At 48.0% G+C, this 25,617-nt stretch carries 15 protein-coding genes and 12 pseudogenes; 8 read left to right on the top strand and 19 right to left on the bottom strand.

Annotated features, from left to right (window positions below; genetic code table 11):
* Positions 1-311 precede the first annotated feature (311 nt).
* From A0V43_RS14175 to A0V43_RS14190, 5 genes and pseudogenes are all read right to left on the bottom strand, one after another.
* Positions 312-692 carry a hypothetical protein gene (locus tag A0V43_RS14175; protein ID WP_063193411.1) on the bottom strand — a complete coding sequence of 127 codons (381 nt, stop codon included), beginning with the start codon at positions 690-692 and terminating at the stop codon, positions 312-314.
* Positions 693-704: 12 nt separating this feature from the next.
* Positions 705-1,625: an ADP-ribosylglycohydrolase family protein gene (locus A0V43_RS14180; RefSeq protein WP_063193412.1), complete on the bottom strand. Its 921-nt coding sequence runs from the start codon at positions 1,623-1,625 to the stop codon at positions 705-707.
* 97 nt (positions 1,626-1,722) lie between these two features.
* Positions 1,723-2,451, bottom strand: a complete 729-nt coding sequence (locus A0V43_RS14185) for a hypothetical protein (RefSeq protein WP_063193413.1) — start codon at positions 2,449-2,451, stop codon at positions 1,723-1,725.
* A gap of 154 nt (positions 2,452-2,605) precedes the next feature.
* Positions 2,606-2,784: pseudogene (locus A0V43_RS21045) on the bottom strand (IS1634 family transposase); the annotation flags it as partial.
* A pseudogene (locus tag A0V43_RS14190) lies at positions 2,783-2,980 on the bottom strand (IS1634 family transposase); the annotation flags it as partial. The pseudogenes A0V43_RS21045 and A0V43_RS14190, both read right to left, overlap by 2 nt.
* Before the next feature lie 348 nt (positions 2,981-3,328).
* Here A0V43_RS14190 and A0V43_RS20735 point away from each other — a divergent pair.
* Together A0V43_RS20735 and A0V43_RS20740 are read left to right on the top strand one after the other, a co-directional pair.
* Positions 3,329-3,859 carry an IS630 family transposase gene (locus tag A0V43_RS20735; RefSeq protein ID WP_063192184.1) on the top strand — a complete coding sequence of 177 codons (531 nt, stop codon included), beginning with the start codon at positions 3,329-3,331 and terminating at the stop codon, positions 3,857-3,859.
* Positions 3,859-4,386: an IS630 family transposase gene (locus A0V43_RS20740; RefSeq protein WP_014195312.1), complete on the top strand. Its 528-nt coding sequence runs from the start codon at positions 3,859-3,861 to the stop codon at positions 4,384-4,386. The genes A0V43_RS20735 and A0V43_RS20740 overlap by 1 nt, the downstream gene beginning before the upstream one ends.
* 254 nt (positions 4,387-4,640) lie before the next feature.
* On the opposite strand, the gene A0V43_RS14205 is transcribed toward A0V43_RS20740, so the two are convergent.
* A complete protein-coding gene (locus tag A0V43_RS14205) occupies positions 4,641-4,922 on the bottom strand; it encodes a hypothetical protein (RefSeq protein ID WP_035018965.1) in 282 nt (93 codons plus the stop codon).
* 231 nt (positions 4,923-5,153) lie between these two features.
* On the opposite strand from A0V43_RS14205, the pseudogene A0V43_RS14210 reads away from it, so the two are divergent.
* Positions 5,154-5,725 (top strand): annotated as a pseudogene (locus A0V43_RS14210) (4-hydroxythreonine-4-phosphate dehydrogenase PdxA); the annotation flags it as partial.
* Between the two features lie 113 nt (positions 5,726-5,838).
* Here the strand turns inward: A0V43_RS14210 and A0V43_RS14215 are convergent.
* Positions 5,839-6,948 carry an RNA-guided endonuclease InsQ/TnpB family protein gene (locus A0V43_RS14215; RefSeq protein ID WP_063193415.1) on the bottom strand — a complete coding sequence of 370 codons (1,110 nt, stop codon included), beginning with the start codon at positions 6,946-6,948 and terminating at the stop codon, positions 5,839-5,841.
* A 154-nt stretch (positions 6,949-7,102) separates the two neighbouring features.
* On the opposite strand from A0V43_RS14215, the pseudogene A0V43_RS19355 reads away from it, so the two are divergent.
* Positions 7,103-7,354 (top strand): annotated as a pseudogene (locus A0V43_RS19355) (4-hydroxythreonine-4-phosphate dehydrogenase PdxA); the annotation flags it as partial.
* Positions 7,355-7,466: 112 nt separating this feature from the next.
* The gene (locus A0V43_RS14220; RefSeq protein ID WP_236930838.1) at positions 7,467-7,943 is read left to right on the top strand and encodes an MFS transporter; all 477 of its coding nucleotides are present in this window, start codon (positions 7,467-7,469) and stop codon (positions 7,941-7,943) included.
* Between the two features lie 556 nt (positions 7,944-8,499).
* Here A0V43_RS14220 and A0V43_RS20820 read toward each other — a convergent pair.
* Positions 8,500-8,634 (bottom strand): hypothetical protein, encoded by a 135-nt coding sequence (locus A0V43_RS20820; protein ID WP_257722292.1) that lies wholly within the window; start codon positions 8,632-8,634, stop codon positions 8,500-8,502.
* A gap of 126 nt (positions 8,635-8,760) precedes the next feature.
* Entirely contained in the window at positions 8,761-10,527 is a 1,767-nt protein-coding gene (locus A0V43_RS14230) for a GmrSD restriction endonuclease domain-containing protein (protein ID WP_063193416.1), read from the bottom strand.
* A gap of 255 nt (positions 10,528-10,782) precedes the next feature.
* On the opposite strand from A0V43_RS14230, the gene A0V43_RS14235 reads away from it, so the two are divergent.
* Complete coding sequence (locus A0V43_RS14235) at positions 10,783-11,235, top strand: N-acetyltransferase (RefSeq protein ID WP_063193417.1); 453 nt, start codon at positions 10,783-10,785, stop codon at positions 11,233-11,235.
* Between the two features lie 992 nt (positions 11,236-12,227).
* On the opposite strand, the pseudogene A0V43_RS14245 reads toward A0V43_RS14235, so the two are convergent.
* Both A0V43_RS14245 and A0V43_RS20565 read right to left on the bottom strand, forming a co-directional pair.
* Positions 12,228-13,377: pseudogene (locus tag A0V43_RS14245) on the bottom strand (YifB family Mg chelatase-like AAA ATPase); the annotation flags it as partial.
* Positions 13,378-13,496: 119 nt separating this feature from the next.
* Positions 13,497-13,637 (bottom strand): annotated as a pseudogene (locus tag A0V43_RS20565) (EamA family transporter); the annotation flags it as partial.
* Between the two features lie 628 nt (positions 13,638-14,265).
* Between A0V43_RS20565 and A0V43_RS14255 the strand changes: the two are divergent.
* Both A0V43_RS14255 and A0V43_RS14260 read left to right on the top strand, forming a co-directional pair.
* Positions 14,266-15,933 (top strand): IS1634 family transposase, encoded by a 1,668-nt coding sequence (locus A0V43_RS14255; RefSeq protein WP_063193420.1) that lies wholly within the window; start codon positions 14,266-14,268, stop codon positions 15,931-15,933.
* A gap of 364 nt (positions 15,934-16,297) precedes the next feature.
* A pseudogene (locus A0V43_RS14260) lies at positions 16,298-16,618 on the top strand (transcriptional regulator); the annotation flags it as partial.
* Positions 16,619-16,762: 144 nt separating this feature from the next.
* On the opposite strand, the gene A0V43_RS14265 reads toward A0V43_RS14260, so the two are convergent.
* The 8 genes and pseudogenes from A0V43_RS14265 to A0V43_RS14300 form a co-directional block, all read right to left on the bottom strand.
* Positions 16,763-17,527, bottom strand: coding sequence for a uracil-DNA glycosylase family protein (locus tag A0V43_RS14265; protein ID WP_128578042.1), 765 nt, complete (start codon positions 17,525-17,527; stop codon positions 16,763-16,765).
* Positions 17,528-17,648: 121 nt separating this feature from the next.
* A pseudogene (locus A0V43_RS14270) lies at positions 17,649-18,515 on the bottom strand (ADP-ribosylglycohydrolase family protein).
* Between the two features lie 129 nt (positions 18,516-18,644).
* The gene (locus A0V43_RS14275) at positions 18,645-19,919 is read right to left on the bottom strand and encodes a hypothetical protein (protein WP_063193422.1); all 1,275 of its coding nucleotides are present in this window, start codon (positions 19,917-19,919) and stop codon (positions 18,645-18,647) included.
* A gap of 474 nt (positions 19,920-20,393) precedes the next feature.
* A pseudogene (locus A0V43_RS14280) lies at positions 20,394-20,777 on the bottom strand (GDP-mannose 4,6-dehydratase); the annotation flags it as partial.
* Positions 20,771-22,241: pseudogene (locus A0V43_RS14285) on the bottom strand (IS5-like element ISGka1 family transposase). The pseudogenes A0V43_RS14280 and A0V43_RS14285, both read right to left, overlap by 7 nt.
* Before the next feature lie 68 nt (positions 22,242-22,309).
* A pseudogene (locus A0V43_RS14290) lies at positions 22,310-22,909 on the bottom strand (NAD-dependent epimerase/dehydratase family protein); the annotation flags it as partial.
* Between the two features lie 14 nt (positions 22,910-22,923).
* Positions 22,924-24,204: pseudogene (locus A0V43_RS14295) on the bottom strand (phospho-sugar mutase); the annotation flags it as partial.
* A 183-nt stretch (positions 24,205-24,387) separates the two neighbouring features.
* Positions 24,388-25,566: an RNA-guided endonuclease InsQ/TnpB family protein gene (locus A0V43_RS14300; RefSeq protein WP_060788679.1), complete on the bottom strand. Its 1,179-nt coding sequence runs from the start codon at positions 25,564-25,566 to the stop codon at positions 24,388-24,390.
* Positions 25,567-25,617: the final 51 nt, after the last annotated feature.

The following is a 25,617-nucleotide window of genomic DNA, read 5'->3' on the forward strand; positions in this document are numbered from 1 at the left end:
TCTATTTTGCCGGTCGCCAATGGCAAACCGCAGAGCCGATCAAAACGAAACAAGCATTCCTTGTTATCACTTCCTCCCAGAATGATGTTCCTGATGCCGGAAACAACAAAGCGAATCGGCCTGACCGTCGCTGAAGTCGCCGATCTCGCGAAGGAAATGGACAAATAGGCAGCACAAAAGAGCCGCAACCGCGCGGCTCTTATCACTGGTCTTTTCCCTATGGCTCTTGGCGTGTGGAACAAGCAACAGCCGGACTTTTCCCTTGGCCTTTGGCCGCCAAAGCGAGCGCACGTCCCAGTGTGTCAATCCCTCTACTCGCCACTTGCCAGCCGCCGGCGTGCCTCATCCGTTAACAACAAATACGGACGGCGCTTTCCATCCTCCAGACACACCACTTTCTCCGTCCACGGGTGAAGCAAAAACAGCCCTAACTTTAGACGGGATTCCGGGTCCACCATTTTTTGCCGAACGCCATCTTCATGGGCGATGAGTTTTTCAATCACGTTGAGCATCGCCTTCTTGCTTAGAAACACTTCCTTTTCCTTCGAAGTCAAGCGCACGGTAATCCCCTCATCGGAAAACGAGACGACGCGAAACGCCTCCTTCCCTTTGAACGTCGATACGATTTTTCCTTCGTACAGCTTATCCAGCAACGACTTCCACATTTCCTCGGCAAACGTTTGTCGATCCATCCGTTTCACCCCCTATCCTTCTTTGTCCCTCATTCCGTTCGCCCCATCCGCACCGCTCGGACTGAACGAACTTCGCACATCGGCCAGTTGCACCGCCAGTTTTTCCAGTTCATCCGCGCAACCGATCGTTTCCACAAACCGCTTTGGCAACTGGCTGTACCCGGCTTCAAGCCCTTTCAGTCCTCCCGCAATGGCTGCGATCGTATCGCTGTCCCCACCCATATTCGCGGCCGAAATGACGACATCTTCAAACGATTCACAACGAAGCAGCCAATGCAACACCCACCCCATCGTATGGACGACATACCCGTCAGGAGGATAGGCAGGCGTCACCATAAGGAGCGGCTCATAGCGGGTGTGCTCCACTTCCTTCCGAATCGCCTTAGCGAGCGGCTCCCCTTGAAGCACCCGAAAGGCGATGCGGTTGTAAATCAGGCACGCTTCCGTCGCCCGTTCGTCCGCATGCGTCATGCGGGAATGCAAAGCCGTTATTTCTTCCATCTTCTCTTGGTCCGCATACGCCAGCGCGATCGGCAAACAGCGCATCAGCGATCCATTGCCTGCACATCTTCCCCCCAACTCCTCGCAAGCCTGCACCGCGGCCGCAAACCAGTCGCCCTGATACCGCCTCAACACCGTGCGGATGATGATGCCGACATCGGGCGGGTCAGTCTCGTACCACCGCAAAAACTCTTCGCCAATGTCATGAATCGGGCATGTCGGATCGCGAATGATCCCCCGCGCCACCGCGATCGTCATCGCCGTATCGTCCGTTACTTCCCCGGGCTTCAAGTCAAGGAAACCGCCGCCAATGATGTCCGTCACCTTTCCATACTTGCGGCGGACGTCATCAGCGCTCATAAACTCCGTCGTCGCCCCAAGCGCATCCCCGATCGCCACCCCAAACAGTCCGCCTTTGATCCGATCCAGCACCCTGCAGTCTCCCCCTTCTCTATGTATGAACGGCCTCAATCGTCAAAACCATCGATTGCGATCCATCGCGGCTGCGCACCGCACTCCCCAAAGGCCTTCAGGCCGACGTGAAGTTGTTCTCCGAATTCCCGTCCGGATTCGTCCGCTCATAGCCGCCGCCCTGTTCCTCGGTCAAGTTCACGTCTATGTTCCCGTCGCCGTCGCGCCAATATCCTTCAATCCACTGTCCGTCACGCCAATGCCCGTCCACCCAGTGTGGGCGGACATGGTGCGTTCCCGGGCTTTCGTCTGATTCGATATCCGCAGCTGCTTCAAGGGACGCGGAACTGACCGCTTGATTCGGATCATCTGCACCATGGGTTTCCAAGTTCACATCTTCACTCCCCTCGACCCCATCGATCATGTCGACAATTCCGACAGCCAACGTTCCTATCGCCGCCGTTTTGGCGATGCTGGCCAGCCCGTTTTTCACCTTTTGGACGTCATCATCGCGCATCCCCTCATACACTTCCTTGCCGCTTTGGTATGTATGTTTAGCGGTCTCATATACGCCTTTTGCCGTGCGTGAAATCGACTGGCCGATGTTTTCCAGCCCTCTCTCGATCTTCGCCTCGTCCTTCTGGATAAGGCCGGAAGCCGCATTCCATGCGCCGTCAACTGCCTGGCCGAGCGTGTCGCCAGCGAATTCGGACGCCTTTTTCACCCCGTCTCCGACCTCTTTGAGAAAGCGGCTGTCCGCCAGCTCGCCGACTGCGTTTACCGCTCCTCCGATCAATGCCCCTGTTGCTTTCCCTGCTAATCTGCCAAGTTCCCGAAACACACTCAATGGAATTCCCTCCATGTCCTTTTATGTAGATGTCCGTTGTTTAATTTCGACCTTTTTTCTCACCCGAGTTCGACAGTGACTAGGCAAACAAAATGCCTCTCGACCCTTGATAAAAAAGGGACGGGAGGCATTTGAGCACACTTTGGGCGTGTATCTAGGGGCGAGGATGGATGCCTAGGATCTTCGGAGGAGGTTCCAGCCCTAGAGCCGCAAAGAGTTGCGCTTGTTTGGCCGTCAGCTCGGTTCGTTGATCAAGGTCTCCGTTTTTGAAGAAAAATGTCCAAGCATAAGACGCTCGCATTCGTCCCTTACTTTCGGCCACGATTCATGAGTCAGGAGAAAGGAATCGCGAAATGCTTTTGGCCAGACGCTCCAAGACAGCGCGATCCACCTCGTCTTCGCGCCCAAACGAATCAATCACCTTCGTTTTTGCATATTTGACCTTCGGATCCCATTCGTTGTGAGCAAGCTGGAGATACGCCACGGTCGTTCCATCTTTATTTTTGCGTGTTACTTTCGGCATGTACATGCCTATATTATAAACGATATTCGGCTATTTTAAAAGGTTAAATTATAAAATCGTGTGCCTATGAAATTCAGCGTTTTTTTCTAGGATTCACATCGTGAAATCCTTGATATTACAGCATTTTGACCATTTTCATTTGCCTAAAATGGCCTCAAAACTGTCGAACTCGGGTCTCAGAACCCTTTTCCTTCCATAAAATTTTTAAGAACGAAGGCCCAGGACATAGGGACTTCCCAGCATTCCGGTGTTGACTATATATATGCTCATTGAAAAGTTAACCTTCGTATAAGTGGTTCCCACTCCGGTTATACTGCTCCTAAGGAAAAGCATGGAAAAGGAGCGGAATTCTGCATGAAACGTCTCAAAATCACCAACGATCACGGATGGACACCTCGGACACTTCGCAAACAGGAACGGAAAATCAAAAACACCCTTCTTCGCCAACGGGTGATGGCGGTTCGCCTGGTCATGGAAGGCTATTTGGGCAAAGAGGTGGCCTCCATGGTCAACGTGTGCCGACAAACCGTTTCCCATTATGTGTCGCTGTTCAACGAAGGCGGTCTGGAGCTCTTGCTTCATCGGGATTTCGCCCCCGGGCGGGAGCCGTTTCTCACCGAAGAACAGCAGGAAGAGATCAAACAGCTTGTGTTGACCACCACTCCCGCGGAACTGGGCTGGGACGTCGCTTCGGCGTGGAACACCAAACTCCTGCAATCCTATGTCGAAAAGCACTTCGGTGTTTGCATTTCCCGCGAAGCGTTGCGAAAACTCCTGCACCGCAAAGGGCTGTCGTGGACACGGCCGACCTACACATTGGCGAAAGGCGATCCGGATCGACAAAAGAATTTTGAGAAACAGATCGACTTCATAAAAAAAACTTAATGGATCCTGATTCGGTCTTGTTGTACCTTGATGAAACACATATCCGCTCTTACCATGTCTTGCGGTCCACATGGTCGGAAGTCGGCCGCCAAAAACAAGTGCCGACGTTCGGCCATCATGCCCACGTATCGCTGTTTGGCGCGGTCAACATCCACGATGGCGAAACGGTGCTTCATCAAACGACCGCTGCCAATGCCGCGACGTTCTTGGATTTCTTGAGAATGCTCAAAGAGCGCTATCCGGACCGTCTCATGGTCTTGGTGTTGGATAACGCCCGCATTCACCATGCCAAAATGGTCAAGGAGTTTTTGCGGGAAGAAGGGCAGTGTTTTCACTTTATTTACCTTCCTCCCTATTCGCCACAGCTGAACCCGATTGAACGCTTATGGAAATGGCTGAAAGATACGGTGATTGCCAATGTATTTCACAAGGATCGCAACGATATCATTCAAGCCATTACTCGGTTTGTCAACTACATCCACGAACGTCCGGAGGAAGTGCTGCAGCGCTTAGGGTGTGCAGGATGACTGAGAAGTTAACTCTTCATGTTGCATGTATATAGTTCACAGATTTTGGCTCTTCACCACAAAGTGTACTTGACAAAGAAAGACGATTATGATAGAGAAAATCAAAACAGCATTTTTCCTTTTTATACCACACATCTCTTTGAGCAACATTGCTATCATGTTTGTCTTTAAAAGTCAAGTACATCTTTTGGTGATGAACCAATTTTTTCTATGTACGGGCTGAATAGTCACCCGCAAACTCTGACTGCATCTTGTTAATATCGCCTTAATCTCGGAAACTCCTTTCCGTTCACAAACAAATAATATTTTCGCACCGCATTTTGATAAGCATTATGATATAGCTTATCATTAAGCCTTTCTTGAATTTGCAGCAACAAATGATACATGGCTTCATCATTTTTCACAATATCATCTAAATTGACGTTCAGCTCTCGTTCGACCCTTAAAGCCTTTGCTACTCTTGAATGAACTGCTTTCACTTTGCTTTTTATATTGCTGTCGTTCATTAAGAATCTTCGAAACTCTTCTTCTCTCATTCTACACTCCTCCCTTCTTTATTTAGAATATTATCACAAAAAACAGCAGCCTGATTTAGCAAATTGCTGCTTAAACATTTCTCTTTATTAAGGTGGGTCAAACGCAATGGCATTTTCTCTTTTCAGCAATATATCAATCACTAATTTTCTTGCCCATTTCAATGTTCGTGCAATCGATTGGTCAATGTTTCCCATCTCCGTCGATCTTCGCTTCCTTCGACACAGAAGATCGAAGGGAAATATGAACACGGAACGATTGATGTTATTTCACTGAACAATGTAAATGTGGACACCCTTGAAATGGGAAAAGTCCAAGCACAATGTGGCAAGGCAGCCTATGAATATATTGAAACGGCTGTTCGTTTGGCATTGAATGGAAGCGTATCAGCTTTAGCAACCACACCGATCAATAAAGAGTCGCTGAAAGCTGCCAATGTTCCTTTTATCGGCCATACAGAGATTTTAGCTGCTTTGACCAACACCGATGATCCGCTGACGATGTTTGAAGTAAGAAATATGCGCATTTTCTTCTTAACGAGACATCTGTCCTTGAAAGATGCCATCGCTGCCATGACAAAAAAAGAGTTTGCGACTATCTCATTCGTTGTGATCAAGCCCTACAACGCTTGGGAGTAGAAAATCGGAAAATCGCCGTTGCCGCATTAAACCCACATGGTGGAGAAAATGGGCTGTTTGGAAGGGAAGAAATCGATGAGATTCTCCCAGGCATTCAAATGGCGCAAGAAAAGGGAATCAACGCGATTGGCCCTGTTCCTGCCGATTCAGTATTCCATCATGCTGTGACATACTCCCACCACCTACGCTTCGCTTAGAGGTGGGGGCTTCTCGGGTAATCCCATCTCATGATGGGAAGTTGACCGAGCGATCCCCGTGTGCCCCACGGTTCGAGGACAAGTTAGACGATCGCGAATCGTTTCATGCCCTCATGTTTGATATTGATGGCCGCATTGACGTCCCTGTCGCTCTCGAATCCACATTCACAGCGGAATGTACGCTCAGAAAGCGATAGAGACTCCTTGACTCGACCGCAGCACGAACACGTTTTGGACGAGGGGAACCATTTGTCGATTTTGATCAGCTTCTTCCCCTGTTCGGCCAGCTTGTACTGAAGGAAAGTGGTGAACATGCCCCAGCCGTTGTCATGAACTCGTTGACCGAAATGGAGGGCTTGTGACATCCCTTTCATGTTGAGGTCTTCGATGACCACGCAATCATACCGTTTCGCTAATTTGTGCGACTCCTTATGCAGAAAGTCTTTTCGTTGGTTCGCAATTTTTTCATGCAGCTTTGCCACTTTCAGACGCTGTTTATGCCAACGATTCGAGCCTTTCTTTTTACGAGACAATTTACGCTGTTCTTTCGCTAATGTTTCCAATGCTTTGCGATAGAATCGAGGATAATTGGCTCTCTTACCCTCGCTATCGACATACAGCGTACTCATGGAAAAGTCAAGCCCAACCACCGTTTGTACTTCTTTTGGGGCAGGTTGATGTTCGTACTCTGTGAGAATAGAAATATAGTATTTTCCTGTTTTGGTTTTCGTGATCGTACAAGACTTGATGATATGGTGGGCAGGAATCTCCCGATGTTGCTTGAGCTTGATCCATTTCAGTTTGGGCAGCTTGATACAGCCATCTGAAAGCTTGATGTTGCCATTTACCATATTTGTGGTGTACGACTGTTTCGCCTTGCGGTTTTTGAACTTGGGAAATCCAGCGCGGCCGGAAAAGAAGTGTTGAAATGCTTTCTGCAAATTTAGTTGAGCATTTGCCAGCGCAAGGCTGTCCACTTCTTTTAGCCAAGGAAACTCCTTTTTGTACTTGGCAGGGGTCGGACATGTTTGCTGTTTCAAGGATTCTTGATCGTCCTTGAACTTTTCAAACATTTGTATGCGTTCTTCAAGCATTTTGTTGTAAACGAAACGGACACAACCGAAGGTTTTGGCGAGCAGTTGTTCTTGTTCTTTTGTTGGGTACAAACGAAACTTGTATGCCTTGTTTGCCATATCCAATCACCTCACTTCATACCTTGATTTTCGATATATTTTTTCTATAACTGATTATATTGTAATACACAAAAAAGAGACAATTTTAGGCTATACCTAACCGAAATTCATCTCCCACTTTCACTTCGTTTAGAAGTGGGAGACTTCTTTCGGAAAGATGTTAAATGGACGCTATGATGCCATTCTTTCCCTTTATCATGACCAAGGTCATATCGCCGCAAAGATGGCCGATTTTGAAAGAACCATTTCGATTACCAATGGACTTCCATTTTTACGCACATCCGTTGACCACGGAACCGCGTTCGACATCGCAGGAAAAGGCATTGCAAGCAGCATAAGTATGGAAGAATGCATTAAAGTGGCCGCTAAATACGCTGGACGGTTTCGCTCCTTACAAACAGCATAAACCGTCCAGCTGACCGAAAGCAATCGGGCAGTCGTTTTGTCCGTATTGCTTTCCATCACACGCTATTTGAAAGCGGTTGCGAAAAAATCTTCATGTAAAATGGGGGAGTACGATGAAATCAAAATGGGCAAGAATCATTCCTGTCGCCTTTATCATGTACATGCTTGCGTATATGGATCGTATTAACATAGGTGTGTTGATGCCTTATATACAGGAAGATTTAAATATTTCTTCTTCTGCAGCTGGAGATATCGCTGGAATCTTCTTCGGATATTTATTATTGCAAATCCCTGGGGGCATCTTAGCCACAAAATGGTCAGCCAAAAAGTTTATTTTTATCTTGATGATCCTTTGGGGATTGGCCGCTATGGCCTCTGGTTTTGTTCAAACCGAGGGACAGCTAAAACTCGTTCGATTCTTGCTAGGCGTAGCTGAAGGAGGGGTTTGGCCAGCGGTTCTCGTATTGCTCGCCAACTGGTTTACCCTTCAAGAACGAGCGCGGGCTAACGCATTTTGGATGGCTTGCGAGCAAAGCATGCTCGAGGCCATCCGCGTCGCTGTTGAACTGTCTCCAGAAGCAAATGCGTAAACACGAAAATCGGCAGCCTATCCTTGGGGCTGCCGTCTTTTTGAAAAACAAAAGATGCATAAAGATCAGAAGAAGGATGTTTCTCCTTCACCCATAAACAGTTTCCCCTCTTTTGTCCATACATATTTGACAAACAGGGGCCCTCATTTCCCATCACCATGATCCCGTTTCCGCTGGCGGCACCATTTCCGGATCTTTTTCAATTCCCACTTGACGTTGATCATCTCATTATGTATTTTTACCCAGTCTTTTTCCCCCAACAATCTTAGGTCGATCATTTTCAAATGATCCCATGCTCGTTGAACCGTTTGTTCATCATAATTCCCAGGGTTAGTAATGATGTCTAAAAGCCTCTCCTTCGTATTGCCTAAACTTCTTATGATTTCTTTTAACTTCCCTCCGAAAGAAGTCTCCTACTTCTAAACGTGAAGGTGCGCCAGCACCAGTGAAAGTGGGAGATGAATTTCGGTTGGCGTTAGCCAACGAATATGATAGAATATGGCTAGAACGGACACCTTCGGAACGAAGGGAAGCGTAAAGGGTTCTTGTGTGTGGCTTACCGTTCAGCGAACACACACAAGTCGCTTGAAGCCCCCACCTCTAAGCGAAGCGTAGGTGGTGGGTAGTTCACATATTCTATTTCCATTTGTCTGCTGTCCAGCAGCCAATGTATCTGTTCCTGTTTTTCCATCAAGCTTTCCCCCTTTGATCTCCCCGCGGATACGTCGTTCCAAGGCATTTGCCAAAAAGGTCCTAAAGATCCTTTTCCTTGAAATATAAACCAAAACCTCTCCCCTGCAACATCCGCCCATCCCACTCACTCCACTTTCTTACCCATCACCCGCTCGATCATCGCAAGCAGAGCCAGCCTTCTTTTTTCAAAAAACTGGTCAAAATCATCCGCTCTTATGGATGCCACATCAATGACATGCGTTTGCAGGATGTCATCCAACACCGCTGCCGAAACGCCGTTCCTCTCCTCTAGTTTCTTCAAATATACACTTGGAGCATCACGGCCAATCATCCGATTCGTTTTATAGGACAATGGAGTTTTATTCATAATGCAATCGTACTTCGCTTTCTCAATCCCTCGTTTTTCACAATAGTCACGAGGGAAAATATGGTGAATATCAATCGATTCGCCGTAATACGTCTGAATATCGATCGGTACGCCAGATAGGAAATCCCGCGCCCCTTCCCTCATGAGCAAGGCGTGCAACCCTTTATAAGCGGCGCTGTTTCGCGTGCGCAGCGTGAAGAGACGGTCAGCGGCGAAATGGGCATCCCGCACCGTCGTCGGCTCCGCACCGCCGCGAATCCATTCGACGACTTCCACCACGTCACGGGCAATCCGCGTCTCCGTCGCTCCTCCATACAATTCACCCAATACACCGCACCAATACCAACGGGCGATTCGGTCACGGACACAAACATTGTGCGCCTCTTTTCCCAGCTCGACAAAAATGGCCGCCAGCGGGATCAACTGGGTGCCGTACGGCAAGTCGCGCGCGGAAAACACATGCTGCTCATGCAAAAATTGAGCCGCCTGAATAAACCCTTCCGTCACCCGATCCGCCCATCTTTGGTAATCCGCCAACGTCAACTGCAAGATGTCGCGCCGCTTGCAACTGACCGCCACGCCGTCCCCCGCTTTTCGTCGATTGTACGTGGCCAACAACGCAACTGCCTGCAGGAAGTCGGTGCTGCTGATATCAGCCAACACTTTGTTGTAAATTTCTCCAGATCTCTTTAATTTTGCTTCCTTCTCTTCCCAATCATCCCTCAGCTTGAAATCTTCCGCCGCAAATGTGGCGGTAAGAAGCTCGAAGACGGTCAGAGAGACGCCCCCCGTGTTTACATTCTCAAAAACTTGGCAAACCGCCTCTTTCGGAGTCGGCTTCCGAAGCATAATAACAGGCACTTGATATTGCTGAAAACGGGGAAATACGTCCGTCATCAACTTTTGCCACTTCAACGACCGTTCCGCAAGCCTCGCTGAATCCGAAAAATAGCACGTCTGCCACACCAACAACCCCGCAGGATCGAAAAGCAAATTCACCGGAAGCATTCCCGCTTCGCATTCTTTCTCCAAGTCAGAACAATCAAGAACGACTCTCCCTCCCGGCCCGCGAATGATTCGATCTTCCGGGACGCTGACAATCGTCTCTTCTCGGTCGACGTTCGGATCTAACATTTTGTCAATGTCAATATAGTAGAACCGTTTGATTGCCTTGTCTCTCTTGTCTCTTGTCGCTACAGGCGCTTTCAATTTCAATGATTGAAACAGCGCCGTCAGCCGCTGTTGACCGTCAAGAATCAGCCGTTCCGGCTCCACTTGGCGGGGGTTGTCGACCCCTTCAATCGGCCTTGAGGCAAAACGGACATTCGGATTTCCCGTCTGCAACATCATCACCGCACCGATCGGATAAGAGAGAGAAACACTGATCAACAGATTTCGAATCCGCTCGTCATCCCAAACCCAGCCTCTCTGAAAATCAGGAAGCTGTGTTCGACATTCTTGAATGCTTTCAAGCAAATCAAGCAAACTTTCGACCGTACTGTCAAACGTGGTAATCGTGCTCATATCCTTCCCCTCGTTTCATGAAAAACCCTACACTTCCATACGATTCAATCGACCAATATGCCATCATCCAATGCATATTCCTGTTGCTTTCCAAAAAACACTTTATTCTTTCGACAATGGCATTCTTTTTCCTCCTCCTGCCACGCAGCGTTTGGCAGAAACATCCCCCAGCCAACGAAAATCTGTAGTTGAATATAAAAACAAAATAATGTATATTTATAAACATACAATGACGATTGATCGCGAGGGATCCCAATGCAAATCGACCATGCCGTCACGAGCGATGTCAAAGACATGCACGCGCTCATCCAACACTATGCAAAAAAAGGACTCGTGCTGCCCCGCTCGCTGCTGTCCATCTACCAGCACTTGCAATGCATGTATGTCGCCAGGGAAAACGGTCAAATCGTCGGCACCGCCGGGCTGCATATCCTAGGGCACGATCTCGGGGAAGTGCGTTCGCTCGTCGTATCTCCTGAGCATATGGGGAAAGGAATCGGCCGCCTGCTCGTCCACCATATTGCGAACGAAGCGGCCAGACTCGGGGTGAAGCGGTTAATATCCTTTACTTACCAAGTCGAGTTTTTTCGAAAATGCGGGTTTGAGATCGTGGACAAATCAACACTGCCGGAAAAAGTGTGGATTGATTGCGTCAACTGCCCGAAACTGGACTGTTGCGATGAAACGGCGATGATAAAATACATTTGATCCCCCTCCCACCCGCATCACGGGGAAGGGGGAGATCCCTTGGAAAAACCTTTTCCCTTCGCTGTTTCGTTCTCCATACCCTTAACTAAAAACGAGTATGTTCGAAACTGGAAGGCTGGTGATTTCGTGAAAAATCGCGGAAAACGGAATCTCTTATCAAATTGAGAAGTCCTGTAAAATCAACGCTTCTCTTTCAGCCGAAAGCAACGGGTTCGGCGAAATCGGTCGTTTTTCACCAGCCCTCTAGAAAATAAAACCGCTTTGCCCCCTGCTCGTGCGCCCCAGCCGCATTAACGTAGCGAAGGATAATATAGTGGAATCCATTCCAGAGGCAAAATCGGCCAAAACTAATGGATTTGTTCGTTAATCAATTCAATAACAAATAAGCAAATTGTTTGGCGTGTTGTGGGCTCATAGTAACCTTTCCGAGGTATATATTCTCATCGGGCGATTGCTGTTGAAGATTAAGGATAATATCATGAAGACTCATACTTAAACTAATGGAATTACAATAAACATTGAAGGGCCTCTTTTCCATATTCCCTTCCATATACCTTTCCTCTCCCTTTTAAAACGGTATTGTAATTATATTTTACACCTTAAAGAATTTTCTTGCACTCATTTCATTAGGGAAACCGCTGTATATAGAAAATGCCTATAAATAAACCGCCCCACCAAGGGGCGGCCTAATCATCGTCCTTTCCGCTGATGCCATTTCCACGCGCTTTCGATGGCTGACAAGTGACAGGCACCCTCACCCCCTCACAAATTCAGCATATTTTTTCTTCCGCTCTGTTTTTGTGCCTGAAAAGTAATCTAATCATGCATCCATATTCATAAATTTCGGAGGCAGCGATTTGGGATGCATATACAAATAAACTCTCCATCGGTAAAGTTCCGGCGCATGCACCATATGAGCTTCTACAGGATTGAGATGAATATATCGACTCACTTCCAACATTCCGCTGTCATTGTCAATCCATTTACCATAATAACGCTTCATAAATCGGTCCGGAAACACGATTTCGATACGCTTGAATTTGTTTCGGACTACATGTGCAATAGCGCGTTCTTGAGCCTAAATATCCACACGGACACGGATTCATCGCCCCAAGCAAAATAAAGTCCGCGGGATATGTCACCGTCGACGAAATACGGCTAATCGTCACTTTCCCCGTCTCTAACGGCTGGCGAAGCATTATCCAGCGTCTTTTTCGCAAATTCCGCCATTTCATCGAGAAACAAAACACCGCGATGTGCCAGCGACACTTCGCCAGGCTTTGGGTGCGTTCCCCCGCCAATTAAAGAAACCGATGAAGCGGAATGATGCGGATGACGAAAAGGCGGATGGCCGCTCTCGATTTTTTCCCCTGCCAGCTGGTACAAACTGATCACCTCTAACTGCGCATCATGAGAAAGGCTCGGCAAAATCGTCGGAAACGTTTCCGCCAACAAACTTTTCTCGCACCCAGGCGGTCCAACCATTAACACGTGATGTCCGCCTGCCGCTGCGATCTCCAATGCTCGCTTTGCTTGATGATGGCCAATAATCGATTGAAAATCCCGATGATGCTTTCGCGGGGAGTTCGTAATTTCAGGAGTGCGAAAAGCTGGGGGTAACGAAAGAACGCGTTGTCCTTGCAGATATTGCACCATTTCTTCCAATGTCTGAACAAAGATACAATCGAGATCTTTCAAATGATGAAGCGGAAGTGTGGGATCATACGGAAGGTATACTTTTTGAAAACCGAGCTTCTTTGCTGCCAATATCGCTGGCAGCATGCCATCCACCGGCTGAATCGCTCCATCCAACGATAACGAACCTAAAAACGCTGCATCGGGGGAAACCGGCGCTGTCAGCTTGCCCATTGCCTTCAAAATCCCAATCGCCATCGCCAAATCAAACATCGGGCTATGCTTTTTCCGCTCCGGCGGAGACAAATGAACAACGAGCCTTTTATCAAAAAAGTCGCATCCGAAAGCATAAAGCGAAGCAAGAACACGTTCCTTTGCCTCTTTCACCGACGCATCCGACAACCCAACAATCACCATCGCCGCAATCCCAGGCACCTCCTGCACCTCCACCTGCACCCGATACCCTTCTAACCCCCTTAACCCAATGCTTAAAATCTTCACCGTCACTCATCCATCCCTCCCAATCACAGAACATTAGTTCTTACCCATCATTGTAATACCCTCTCCTTTATCTTTCAATTACCAATATTTCGACAAATTTCGGGTGGTGACAGGCACCAAACCCCAACGATCCCTGCAGTAAAAATCCGAAACGACGTTAACGTCACCGGCGAAAAATGTTCAACTAAAATCTTGATGGCAATCACGTTTAATCCCCAGATCATCATAATCAAGACGAGGGAGATATAAACGAACGATTTCGACATATCCGAACTCCTCTCACGCATCAACATAAAGTCATAAAAAATTATTTTGGAAAAGTACTGCCCAAAGATGCGGCATGCATTATTCTAGCAACCATTTAACGGAATGACAATCAAAGTAATACCCAACCGATGATAAAATGTTCGTGATCCATTCCTATATATGTATGTGTTTCTTCACGACATCATGTTTGTTGTTTCCATTATGTAATATGAGTTGCGAATAACATCTGGTGCACCGAAGAGAGAAGCTTTCCCGATCCATCAACGTCACGATGATTGGGGGAACACTTTTTGCATTACCTTTTTTACAGATCAACAATAGCACATATGTTCGTTTATGCGGAATAAAAAATTGCCGATCCGTCTCCTCCTACACGCTGTTTAGAAGAGAGAGGCTTCTCGAAGAAAATGTTACTTCTTGTTCTCGATAAAGAAGCGGTTTGATCAATCCCTAGCTTTACCCGAGTTCGACAGTTTTGAGGCCATTTTAGGCAAATGAAAATGGTTAAAATGCTGTAATATCAAGGATTTCACGATGCGGATCCTAGAAAAAAACGCTGAATTTCATAGGCACACGACTTGATGATTTAACCTTTTAAAATAGCCGAATATCGTTTATAATATAGGCATGTACATACGGAGAGTCACACGCAAAAACAAAGATGGAACGACTGTTGCATATCTTCAGCTTGCTCACAACGAATGGGATCCGAAGGCCAAATATGCGAAAGCGAAGGTGATTTATTCGTTTGGGCGCGAAGACGAGGTGGATCGCGCTGTCTTGGAGCGTCTGGCCAAAAGCATTTCGCGATTCCTTTCTCCTGAGCAGGCTTGGGAAATCGAGACGTTGACAGGAGAAGTGTCGGATGACTTTCAGTTTCAATCAAGCAAACGCCTTGGTGGCGCTTGGCTTTTGGATCAGCTCTGGAGACAACTGGGATTGGGAGAGATTCTCCACTCCTTGTTTGCCTCCCGACATCATCAGATTCCGTTGGAACGGCTCATTTTTGCCATGGTGGCGAATCGTGCCCTTCATCCGTCAAGCAAGTTGGCGATGGAGGAGTGGGTGGAGAAGGACGTGCATATCCCTCATCTTCCCCAAGTCGCCAGCCACCAGTTATACCGGGCGATGGATGAGCTGCTGGCTGTGCAGCCGGAATTGGAACGCCAAGTGTTCCATGCCGTGGCCGATTTATTGAACCTGGAAGTCGATTTGATTTACTTTGATACGACTTCGTCGTACTTCGAAGTGGATCCCTCTGAAACACCGGAAGGAGAATCGCTTCGAAAGCAGGGGTTTTCCAAAGATAAGCGTCCTGATTTGGTTCAAATCGTCATTGGGCTGGCTGTCACCCGGGAAGGAATCCCGATTCGCGCTTGGGTATGGCCTGGCAATACCATGGACATGACGGTCATCAAACAGGTGAAACAAGACTTGATTGGCTGGAAGCTTGGACGTGTGATCAGCGTCATGGACCGCGGCTTTTCCTCTGAAGAGAATTTGCGAATCTTGCAACAGGCCGGGGGACACTATATTGTCGGCGAAAAAATGCGATCCGGCAAAGCCGCCGTCGAAGAGGCCCTAAGCCGTCGCGGGCGCTACCAACAAGTTCGCGAGAACTTGCATATCAAAGAAATCATCGTGGGCGACGGAGAAGCGCGTCAGCGCTATGTTCTCGTGTACAATCCCAGCGAAGCCGAACGCCAACGCAAGGAACGGGAAACGCTGCTCGAATCGCTGAAAGAGGAGTTGGAGGGGCTTCGCCAACTCCCTAATGAAGCTCATCATAAGGCCACCTGCCGGCTGCGTTCCCATCCGTCCTACGGAAAATACTTGCGTCAATTGAAGGATGGAACGCTTCGCATCGACAAGCAAGCGGTTCGTGAAGCGGAAAAGTATGACGGCAAATATCTCATCCGAACATCCGACGATACCTTGTCTGCGGAAGATGTCGCCATCGGGTATAAGCAGCTGGTGGATATCGAGCAGGCCTTTCGGACGTTGAAATCGACACTTGAGTTGCGTCCCATGTATCATCGTTTGGAAGACCGCATCCGGGCGCATGTGCTGCTCAGTTGGCTGGCCCTCTTGTTAGTTCGGATCGTAGAGATCCGGACTCATGAATCGTGGCCGAACGTAAGAGACGAATGTGAGCGTCTTATGCTTGGACATTTTTCTTCCAAAAACGGCGACCTTTATCAACGAACCGAGCTGACGGCCAAACAAGCGCAACTCTTTACGGCTCTAGGGCTGGAGCCTCCTCCGAAGATCCTAGGCATCCATCCTCGCGCCTAGATACACGCCCGAAGTGTGCCCAAATGTCTCTCGTCCCTTTTGTATCAAGGGGCGAGAGGCATTTTGTTTGCCTAGTCACTGTCGAACTCGGGCTTTAGAAACAATTTCTTATAATTAAACTCCCAGTAGAAATGCCAATGCTACAGCGGCAACGCCGACGATTTCTTTTAGTAGCTTATGGCTAAAACTTTGTTAAATATCGAATTTTGTTATGTGTCCTAATGATCTTCGGGTGGTGACAGGCACCAAACCCAATGACAGAGATGACACGCACTAAGACGGGGGAGTATATAGTAAAAACAAGTGAGGATGGAAAAATGGCAGGTGGTATATCGTATCATGCGAAAGACGTTTTGTTTAAGTCGTGATTGAAAAAACGATCGAGCTCGCGAAAGAAATTCGTGACGAACCAACGCAACTACACGTCATCGCCGGCATCTTAACCGCTACCGATAAGTTTATTGATGAAGAATATGCAAAAAAAGTAAAGGAGTGGATCAAAATGACAAAGGTCATTCGGCTTTTCGAACAGGAAAAAGAAGAAGCAGTGAAAGAAGCAGAAAAACAGAAGGCAATTGAAATCGCAAAAAACTTACTAGATGTCCTGCCTATTCATGAGATTGCGAAACGGACCGGATTAACCATCGCTGAAGTGGCAGACTTGGCGAAAGAAATGGGCAAATAATCTGTCTCGCGACACGACCATCCCCAACAATGATGATGGACAAAACAATCCATATCTTGATATTGCTCATCCAACTTTTCACCTTAACAGCGCAACGGCAGCAAGGCTACAGCACCGAGAGATCTATCGACCATTCTCGGCGCCTCACAGAACCTGACCCTTTTCCTTGTCTAACAAATGATAAAGACGTTCACGCAGTTGCTTATAGAGAAGCGGACCCTCTATTTGTGTCTTTTTCGGAACCCCTTTTAACGAAAACGGAACGCTCATGTACTTTTCCGGATGCAGCCGAAGTTCGTGGCTAAATGCATCTCTTGGCTCTGAACCGACCAATATGACCAGTTGGGGATTTAATAAATGTATTTCGTCCATTAACAGTTCCTTGCACTTTTTCATATCTCGGATCCCTCTATGATTAGCTACCCTAGCAAAATCCGTCACATATGATCTCTCTGCAATATCCCTGGTGATCCCTAAATTTCGAACAAGCGGATCATAATTTTTGGTATTGGGCCAATAGCGATCAAAAAATGACTGATAAGGTTGTACGTCTTCAAAAATCCAAAAACAAGAAAGGACGGTCATACTCAGCTTCTCTTCCTTCTGCAAGGAACCCTTAAACACAAAGATATACTCTGCCTTACCTTGCTCAACAACCTTACGCCCAATAAACGGCAAATCCACACTTCGGGCAATATTGTCCTTCTTAAAAGACCAATAATTCCGAGATGGATCCATTGCTTTTTTATAATGCTGGAAATACGCTTCATAAAAATCCACTAAATAATTCAACTCCGGAACTTGTTTCAAATCCGATACGATATGAAAGTCAACGTTCCCATTGATTTGTGATTCACTATAAATGCCAAAGTTCGAATGTATTTCAGCCAATCGATGAGCTAGCATCATACATCCCCCATCATTCACAAAAATTTCGAACAAAGAAACATCGATGGAAATTATTGAAAACCTATAAATCCTATCTCAAACCGATCAGCCAAATAGGAAGGCCGCGGCAAACTCCACCCGACTAACCCCGAATATTTACCAATTGCACCGCCAGCTCTTCCAACTCATCGGCACAGACGATCTTTTCAGTAAAACGGCTTGGCAGTTGGTGATATCCGACTTCTAATCCCTTCAATCCCCCAGCAATCGCCGCAATCGTATCGCTATCGCCGCCCATATTCACCGCTGAAATGACGACGTCTTCAAACGACTCGCAGCGCAACAGCCAATGAAGAACCCAGCTCATCGTATGCACGACATAGCCGTCAGGCGGGCAGGCCGGTTCAACCGTTAAAAGCGGTTCGTATCGCGTATGAACAACTTCTTGCCTAATCGCTGCTGACAGTTTTTCTCCATGCAACAACCGAGAAGCAATGCGGTTATAAATAAGGCACGCTTCCGCCGCTTGACTATCATGATGTGTCATATTCGAATGAAGGACCGTGACTTCCTCCATCTTTTCCTGATCCGCATACGCCAGCGCAATCGGCAAACAGCGCGTTAACGACCCGTTCCCCGCACATTTGCCGCCGAGCTTCCGGCAAGCCCGATAAGCAGCATCAAACCAATCGCCAGCATACAATGAAAACACGGTGCGGATGATATTGCCGACGTCCGGGGGATTGGTCTTATACCACTTCAAAAACTCCTCTCCGATTTCAGCAATCGGATTTTCCTTATTCCGAATGATCCCTTTCGCCACCGCAATCGTCATTGCCGTATCGTCCGTCACTTCCCCAGGTGGTAAATCAAGCAACCGCCGCCGATGATGTCAGTCACTTTTTCCGTACGTGCCGCGAATTTCCTCGGCACTCATAAACTCCGTCGTCGCCCCCAGCGCATCGCCAATCGCAAGGCCGAACAGCCCTCCTTTGATTCGGTCAAGCATTCCTTTACCCCCTTAGTTTTCCACATTCGCCAAACGCACAATCACGCCTTTCCAATGTTCCTCCTTACACATGGATCGACAAATGGCGTTTTTAGTAAATTCCATCCGCTATACTAGCCTATTTTATCTTTAATAATCATTAAAACCTCGATCTTTGTTATGCACAGGATCCGGTACATTTAAGTCACCCTGGAGTTCTTTCAACTTGTTAATATGCTGGACAATTGCACCGATGCTGCGGTTAATGATTTTGCTGAATCGTTCATTCTCTTTGATGAGAACGGCAATTTCCCAAGCGCTTTTTTGCGGAAAAAGGTCCAAATAATGATAAATGCAAAGATTCTCTTCCCGCGTCCACCGTGGCCGTCCTTTCGATGTATGGACATTCGATCTCATTTCTACATCATCTTCCAATCTGTCATTGCCATCATTCGACGTGCGGCCAAGTATGGGATACAAGTAACGTTCCGTAACTTGCTGATAATAACGTAGCATCGATTTCCCGTCTTGGAATCCGTATCCTGCCTGCGGAAACGGAAGAAGGAATATATGTAGATCTTTATGATCAAGATGGACAGTCGCGCGATACGATGATAGATTGGTTGGGGAATCGGCTCGTACATCTAATGGAGAGAAGTCACGATCTCGGAGTTGGAACATTTCCTTCAACACTGTTTTCTTCACTCCGTTAGCTCCTCCTAGACATAAAATTACCTTAGCTTTTGAAGAGACAAACGCGTTTTTTAACAATGCCATCCTTCTCTTCACATCTTCGGTAAAATTGCTGAAGTCCGTTTTTATTTCTTCCTTTATATCCGAGTTGTTAAATGCTTTTAGATATGGATTTCCTATAGAATGATCCGGCCAAATTTCACTATATTCCGTCGGCCATACCCGTTCTGACGGCCGAGGGAGAGGACGCCAATCACTTAAGCACGTTTGAAGTCCCTCTCTTTTTGTAAACAATTCATTTAAAATATAAAGTCGAATCGTTTCTTTAAGCTTAGGACATTTATTATATGTTTGAAACAAATTACTAACACTATCACTTCCCCACTCTAAAGCAAGGCAAATTCGGGCCACCATAGATAAAAAGGTACCTTTTGTGTAAAACTTATCTTCGACTTCCTCCCCATATTGCTCCCGTAAGTAGCGGGCGATTTTGTCCTCTTTGCGGGATTCCCAAAACCCTTCGCCTAGGTCGTTCACGTTAAAACAATCCACATACTCACCCGCTTCGTTTTTTCCATAATAGCGAATGCGTGCCTCCACATTCTCCTCAATTCCGTAATCGCCTGTCCCTTCCTCATTGCCAAAAACAATCATGTCCGCTTCACGGAAATTTCCATACCCAATAAACGATAATAACTGCCGATATTTTTCACTCGTCAGCTTCCATTCCATCACTCTCCCTCCCTTTGTATCGAAATAGAGAATTTGGAAAAAACAACAAAAAAGACTCTTTATCATTTCAATAGCGGTCCCTCATATTCCTTTTAGACAGATGATTTTTGTCAATATCTTCCCGTGACTGTACACTATTCCTATTTAACTGTTCAAATATATACCGAATATTTCGATTACTTAAAGTGAACTACCCACCACCTACGCTTCGCTTAGAGGTGGGGGCTTCAAGCGACTTGTGTGTGTTCGCTGAACGGTAAGCCACACACAAGAACCCTTTACGCTTCCCTTCGTTCCGAAGGTGTCCATTCTAGCCATATTCTATCATATTCGTTGGCTAACGCCAACCGAAATTCATCTCCCACTTTCACTGGTGCTGGCGCACCTTCACGTTTAGAAGTAGGAGACTTCTTTCGGAGGGAAGTTAAAAAACAACCAGCCGCCCCACGACGAGGGCGGCCTGTCTTCCTTATCTTATCCTTTCCGCTGATGCCATTTCCACGCGCTTTCGATGATTTGTTCTAATGAATATTCCGCTTTCCAGCCAAGTTCTTCGTAAATTTTTTGCGAGGAAGCGACAAGGCGCGCCGGATCGCCAGGGCGGCGGCCGGTGTATTCAATGACAGCTTTGCGGCCGGTTACCTTCTCGCATGTTTCAATCACTTCTTTGACGGAATAGCCTAAACCGTTGCCAAGGTTGTAAATGGCGGTTTTCTTTTTGCCTGACAATAAAGCTTCCAGCGCTAAAATATGCGCCTTCGCTAAGTCGGTGACATGGATATAGTCACGAATGCATGTCCCGTCTGGTGTATCATAGTCCGTACCGAAGACGGAAATTTTGTCGCGCTGGCCTAAAAGGCCGGTGAATTAATGGGGCATAGACTTCCCACATGTCGAATTTTGGAGGCCATTCTCCCCGCCGTTTGGCGCCAAAGGATGGGAAGACGAGCAGGACTTCCTGCTCCCAATTCCGGTTTTGCGCACGCCAAAGAGCCGGTCCCCCCTCGTTTTTTTTCGAAACCGGCACAATCGCTTCAGATTTTGCACGACGGCGGTCAACAGCGCCTGTTCTTCCATGGCGTAAAGGCCCCGGCTTCGGGCCCGGTCCAGCCCGTGACATTCCTTCCCTTCGGCGAACACATGCTCACAACGCGTGCGAAGGGCTTGAATGGATCGATAGCCGCCCTGTTGCTGAATGAGCCTCGCTTGATTGCGAATCTGAACGTCTCGGACTTTCGCCTGGCGCTTTGCTTCCTGAGCGGGATCCTTCGCCCGGCGCTTCCAGGTTGGAATCTCCTCCATCTCCTTGCGGCGCAACGGCACGAGCGGTGTGATGCCTTGAACGAAGAGCGCTTCCAGATACTCGGTGGTGCCATACGCTTTGTCCGCAGACAAGGTCCGAATCGTAATCGACGGGTGGCGAAACTGAATCGAAGCCAGCTGCTCCAAACTCGTCTCCCGTTCCGCCGTTCCAGTGGCGAGGCTGGCCCGTCTGGATAAAATCACGCGCGACTGGACATCGATGACGTCGTGCACCAGATACCGAGGATACGCTTCCTGGCCTTTTCCTTTCTTGTACAACCGGGCATCCGGATCCGTCACGCTTCGATGGGTCCGGTTGGAAAACGTGGCTCCACGGAAGTTTCCCCGTTCTTCGGCATGGACGCGTTCCCCTGATTTTGGAGACGGAGAGGGTGGGTCGTCATCCGGATCCCGGGCCTCGGTCTGTTCATCTTCCCGGGCAGTGCGGGCCAGATAGTCTTCCAACGTCTCCACCGGAGCGAGCTTGACCTCCCGCAAGCTGTGGATCGAGGCATTCGCCCGCACTTGGGTGCCGTCAGCCGCCGCATGGACATCCGGCGAGACCAACCCCGCCGCGATGCATTGATCCACCACATAGGTCATCAGCCGGTCAAAGATTCCATGTTGGCGCCAGCGTTTCCGTGTTTTGACGAGCGTCGTTCGATCCGGAAGCGTAGGATGATGAGGATCCGGATGAAGCACGGATTCAAAGTCGAGACCGCAAAACCACAAGTATCCGGCATGCATGGGGAGGATCTCATACAACTCCCGCTCAGAGTGGTCGAACAAATACGAGAGCAGCATTAGGCGAAGCAGCCGTTCCGGATCCGCCGCCGGGCGACCCGTTTTTTCCGTGTACAGGGGAGCCACCCAATCGTGAATGACGGAAAAGTCGACGGCTTCGTTGATTTGGCGCAGGATATGGTGTGGGGGAACCAGGTCCTCCATGTCGATGACTTGAAACAGCCGAGGCTGAGTCGAAGGGTTTTTGGGGGCTTTCATCATCCATTCACGCTCCATTCCAACGATTTTTCTTCCTTTTTCGACATAAGCCCCCTAAATCCCTGCCTCAGGGTGTACTTTTTTCACCGGCCTTCTAACAAATGCTGCAAGACAAGCGGAATCAAATGTGTTTCCGGGTTATGGTCTTCGCCAATTTCCCCCGACTCGTGTGCCCCAGCCGCGTTAAAGTAGCGAAGGACGACATAGTTCAAACCATACGCAGAAGCAAAATCCGCTAAAATTTGTTCGATCATTAACTTCGAACGGCCGTATGGGTTAATTGGATTTGTTGGGCAATCTTCCGTAATCAATTTGACATTCGGAATTCCATACGTCGCCGCGGTTGACGAGAAGATAAAGTTTTTCACATTATATTTCAGCATCGTTTCTAGCAACGTTAATGTAGCGGCAACGTTGTTTTGATAATATTTCAGCGGATTCACCGCCGATTCGCCGACCAAGCTGTTCGCCGCAAAATGCATGACGGCTTGAATCGGGTATTTTTCAAAAATCGGCTCAAGATCCGCTTTGTTTCCTAAATCCCCTTGCACAAACACCGCGCGATCATCCACTAAATAGCGATGGCCAGTCGATAAGTTATCAAGCACGATCACTTGCTCTTTTTCCACTAACTCTTTCACTAAATGACTGCCGATATAACCGGCTCCGCCGACAACGAGAATCATGTACAATCCCCCAATTATACATTAACTATTTGATGGACTATAGCCATTACCGCGTTTTCTAATGCGGCAACAAGTTCTTCGCTCTCTTGTAACGATGTTCCTCTCACGCCAAAGTAAAACTTCGCTTTCGGCTCTGTGCCTGATGGACGCAAGCAGAACCACGCGCCATTCGCAAGATGATATTTCAACACGTTCGAACGAGGCAGATCAATTGTCTGTTCTTCCCCTGTCGCGACAATGGTGCGTTTGCTCATCAAATAGTCTTCGATCGCGACAACGGCAACGCCGGCGATTTCTTTCGGCGGTTCTTTGCGGAATGTCGCTAAAATATTCGCGATTTGCTCGGCGCCGTCTTTTCCTTTTAATGTTAGCGAGCGCAATGATTCACGATAGTAGCCGTATTTTTCAAAAATCTCTAATAACCCTTCATACAATGTTTTTCCCTGCGTTTTATAATAAGCCGCTACTTCCGCGGCAAAAATCGCCGATTGCACCGCATCTTTGTCGCGGACAAAGTCGCCGATTAAATAGCCATAGCTTTCTTCATAACCGAATTGGAACGTGTATTCTTTCGTTCGTTCAAACTCGTTAATCTTCTCGCCAATAAATTTAAACCCAGTCAACGTATCGATCATTGGCAAACCATAATGCTCGGCAATCGCGCGACCGATTTCGGACGTCACGATCGTTTTCACAACGACGCCGTTTTTCGGCAAGATTCCTTTTGCCTGCTTTTGCGATAATAAATATTCCAGCATCAACGCGCCCATTTGGTTGCCTGTTAACACGACATATTCACCATCTAAATTTTTCACCGCGACACCAAGCCGGTCCGCATCCGGGTCTGTTGCCATTAAAATGTCGGCATCGATTTTTTCACCGTATTGAATCGCTAATGCAAACGCGGCATGCTCTTCCGGATTTGGCGAGGCAACAGTGGAAAAGTTCGGATCTGGAAGTTCTTGTTCTTTTACCACCGTCACGTTTTCAAAACCAAATGCTTTTAAACCAGCGCGGACTAACTTATTGGCTGTGCCATGCAAAGGAGAAAAAACAATTTTTAACTCTTTCGCCACTTTCGCAACCATTTCTGGATTGAGTTGAATCGTTTTTAATTGCTGAAGGTAGGCTTCATCGATTTCTTCGCCGATATAGGTAAGCAATCCGTTTTCCAGAAGTTCTTGCTCGCTTGCTACTTCAACCGTCAATTCATTTTCGACCGCATTGACGTATTGAATAATCGTATCCGCCACAGCTGGCGGGATTTGTCCGCCGTCTTGCCCATACACTATGAACCTCTCCCACCTACACTCCGTTTAGAGATAGGAGTTTCTTACCACTCGCCCGAAGAAGCTTCGGCGCAGAAGAAGGCTCTCTTCTCCCGCTCGATGCACGCATCGGAAGTCTTCCCGGCCGATTCGGTAAGCAACATCGGCTTTTGACCGATGGGGCGGTCCGGCCCGTCTACTACTTCTTGCTTACGCAATCCGTAGATACGTGAGCTTCGTCGGTACCGACCAAGGAAGAATATGTCCATGCACCGCCTTGCTCAAGATATTTCGGGCTCCATGAACGTCCCGATGTTCTTTATATCCACAAGAACAGGCGAAAATTCGGCCCGACACTTTTTTTCGTTTCCGGCAGACAGGACATGTCTGGCTCGTATACGATTCGTCCATCTCTTTCAGGCGAATGCCGTGCTGGGCTAATTTGTAGGCCAGATAGTTCTTGGTTTTCCCGAATGACCAATTCGAGAGCTTTTGCGCTTGTTTCCGGCTGGCCCGTTTTTTCTTTCGCGTGTGCCGCTGGACTCCCTCGACATTTCCGATGTACACATCGGAAACCGATTGGGCACGGCACCAATCGACAAACTGTTTCGTTGTTTTATGAAGGGCATCGCGCAGCTGGCGTTCCGATTTCGATAAGATGTACTTCTTGGCCCGTTCATACTTTTTCCATTGCCGGGACCCTTTTTGGCATCTCGATTGACGGCGTTGAATCTCGGCTAATTTTTTGTTTCGCAGCCGGTGAAGCGAGCGCACCTTTCGCCCCGTGATGAGGAGGGCTTGGCCGTTTTCGCAAAACGCCCCGATCGTATGGATTTCGCCAAGATCGACGCCAACCGCATGCCCCGGCTGGTACGCTTTCGCTTCCTGGCCATCGTCATAGGTGATGGCAAGATACCAGCCATGATCATAACAACATTCGATTTCTTTGATCGTTCCCTGCGGCAGCTGTGAGACGTAGACGATAATCGGTTTTTCGCGTTTTCCACCATGGATGCCCATGGACAACGTGATTTTCCCATTTTCATGAATGGTGAATCCGTCTTTTGCCCATTTGGTGTTGAAAAATGTCTTCTGCTTGTACGGATAACGAACGTGGCGATGTCCTTTCTGGATAGCGGCTCGAGCGGATTGCCGGGCGAAGAGGTATTGGTGGCAGACGGCTTGAATGGACTGGCTGTGAAGATGGAATCGCCCTTTCGTTTGTTTTTGCAGCTCGCTTTTCGAGATCCAGCGGCCGTGTTGAAGGAAATGCTCTTTGGCCAATCGGAGGCATTCATTCCAGACGCGAGCCGACTCGCGGTTACAGGCACGAAGCCGCTCGAGGTCCGCCTTCGATGCCCGGAAGGCCACTTTTTGCCCACGAAGCATGGTGGATCCTCCCTCTAGAAATGTTGATTTATCAAGGCTTTTCGGCCCCTC

Origin of the sequence: Geobacillus sp. JS12 (genome assembly GCF_001592395.1) — a bacterium.
Taxonomy (GTDB): domain Bacteria; phylum Bacillota; class Bacilli; order Bacillales; family Anoxybacillaceae; genus Geobacillus; species Geobacillus zalihae.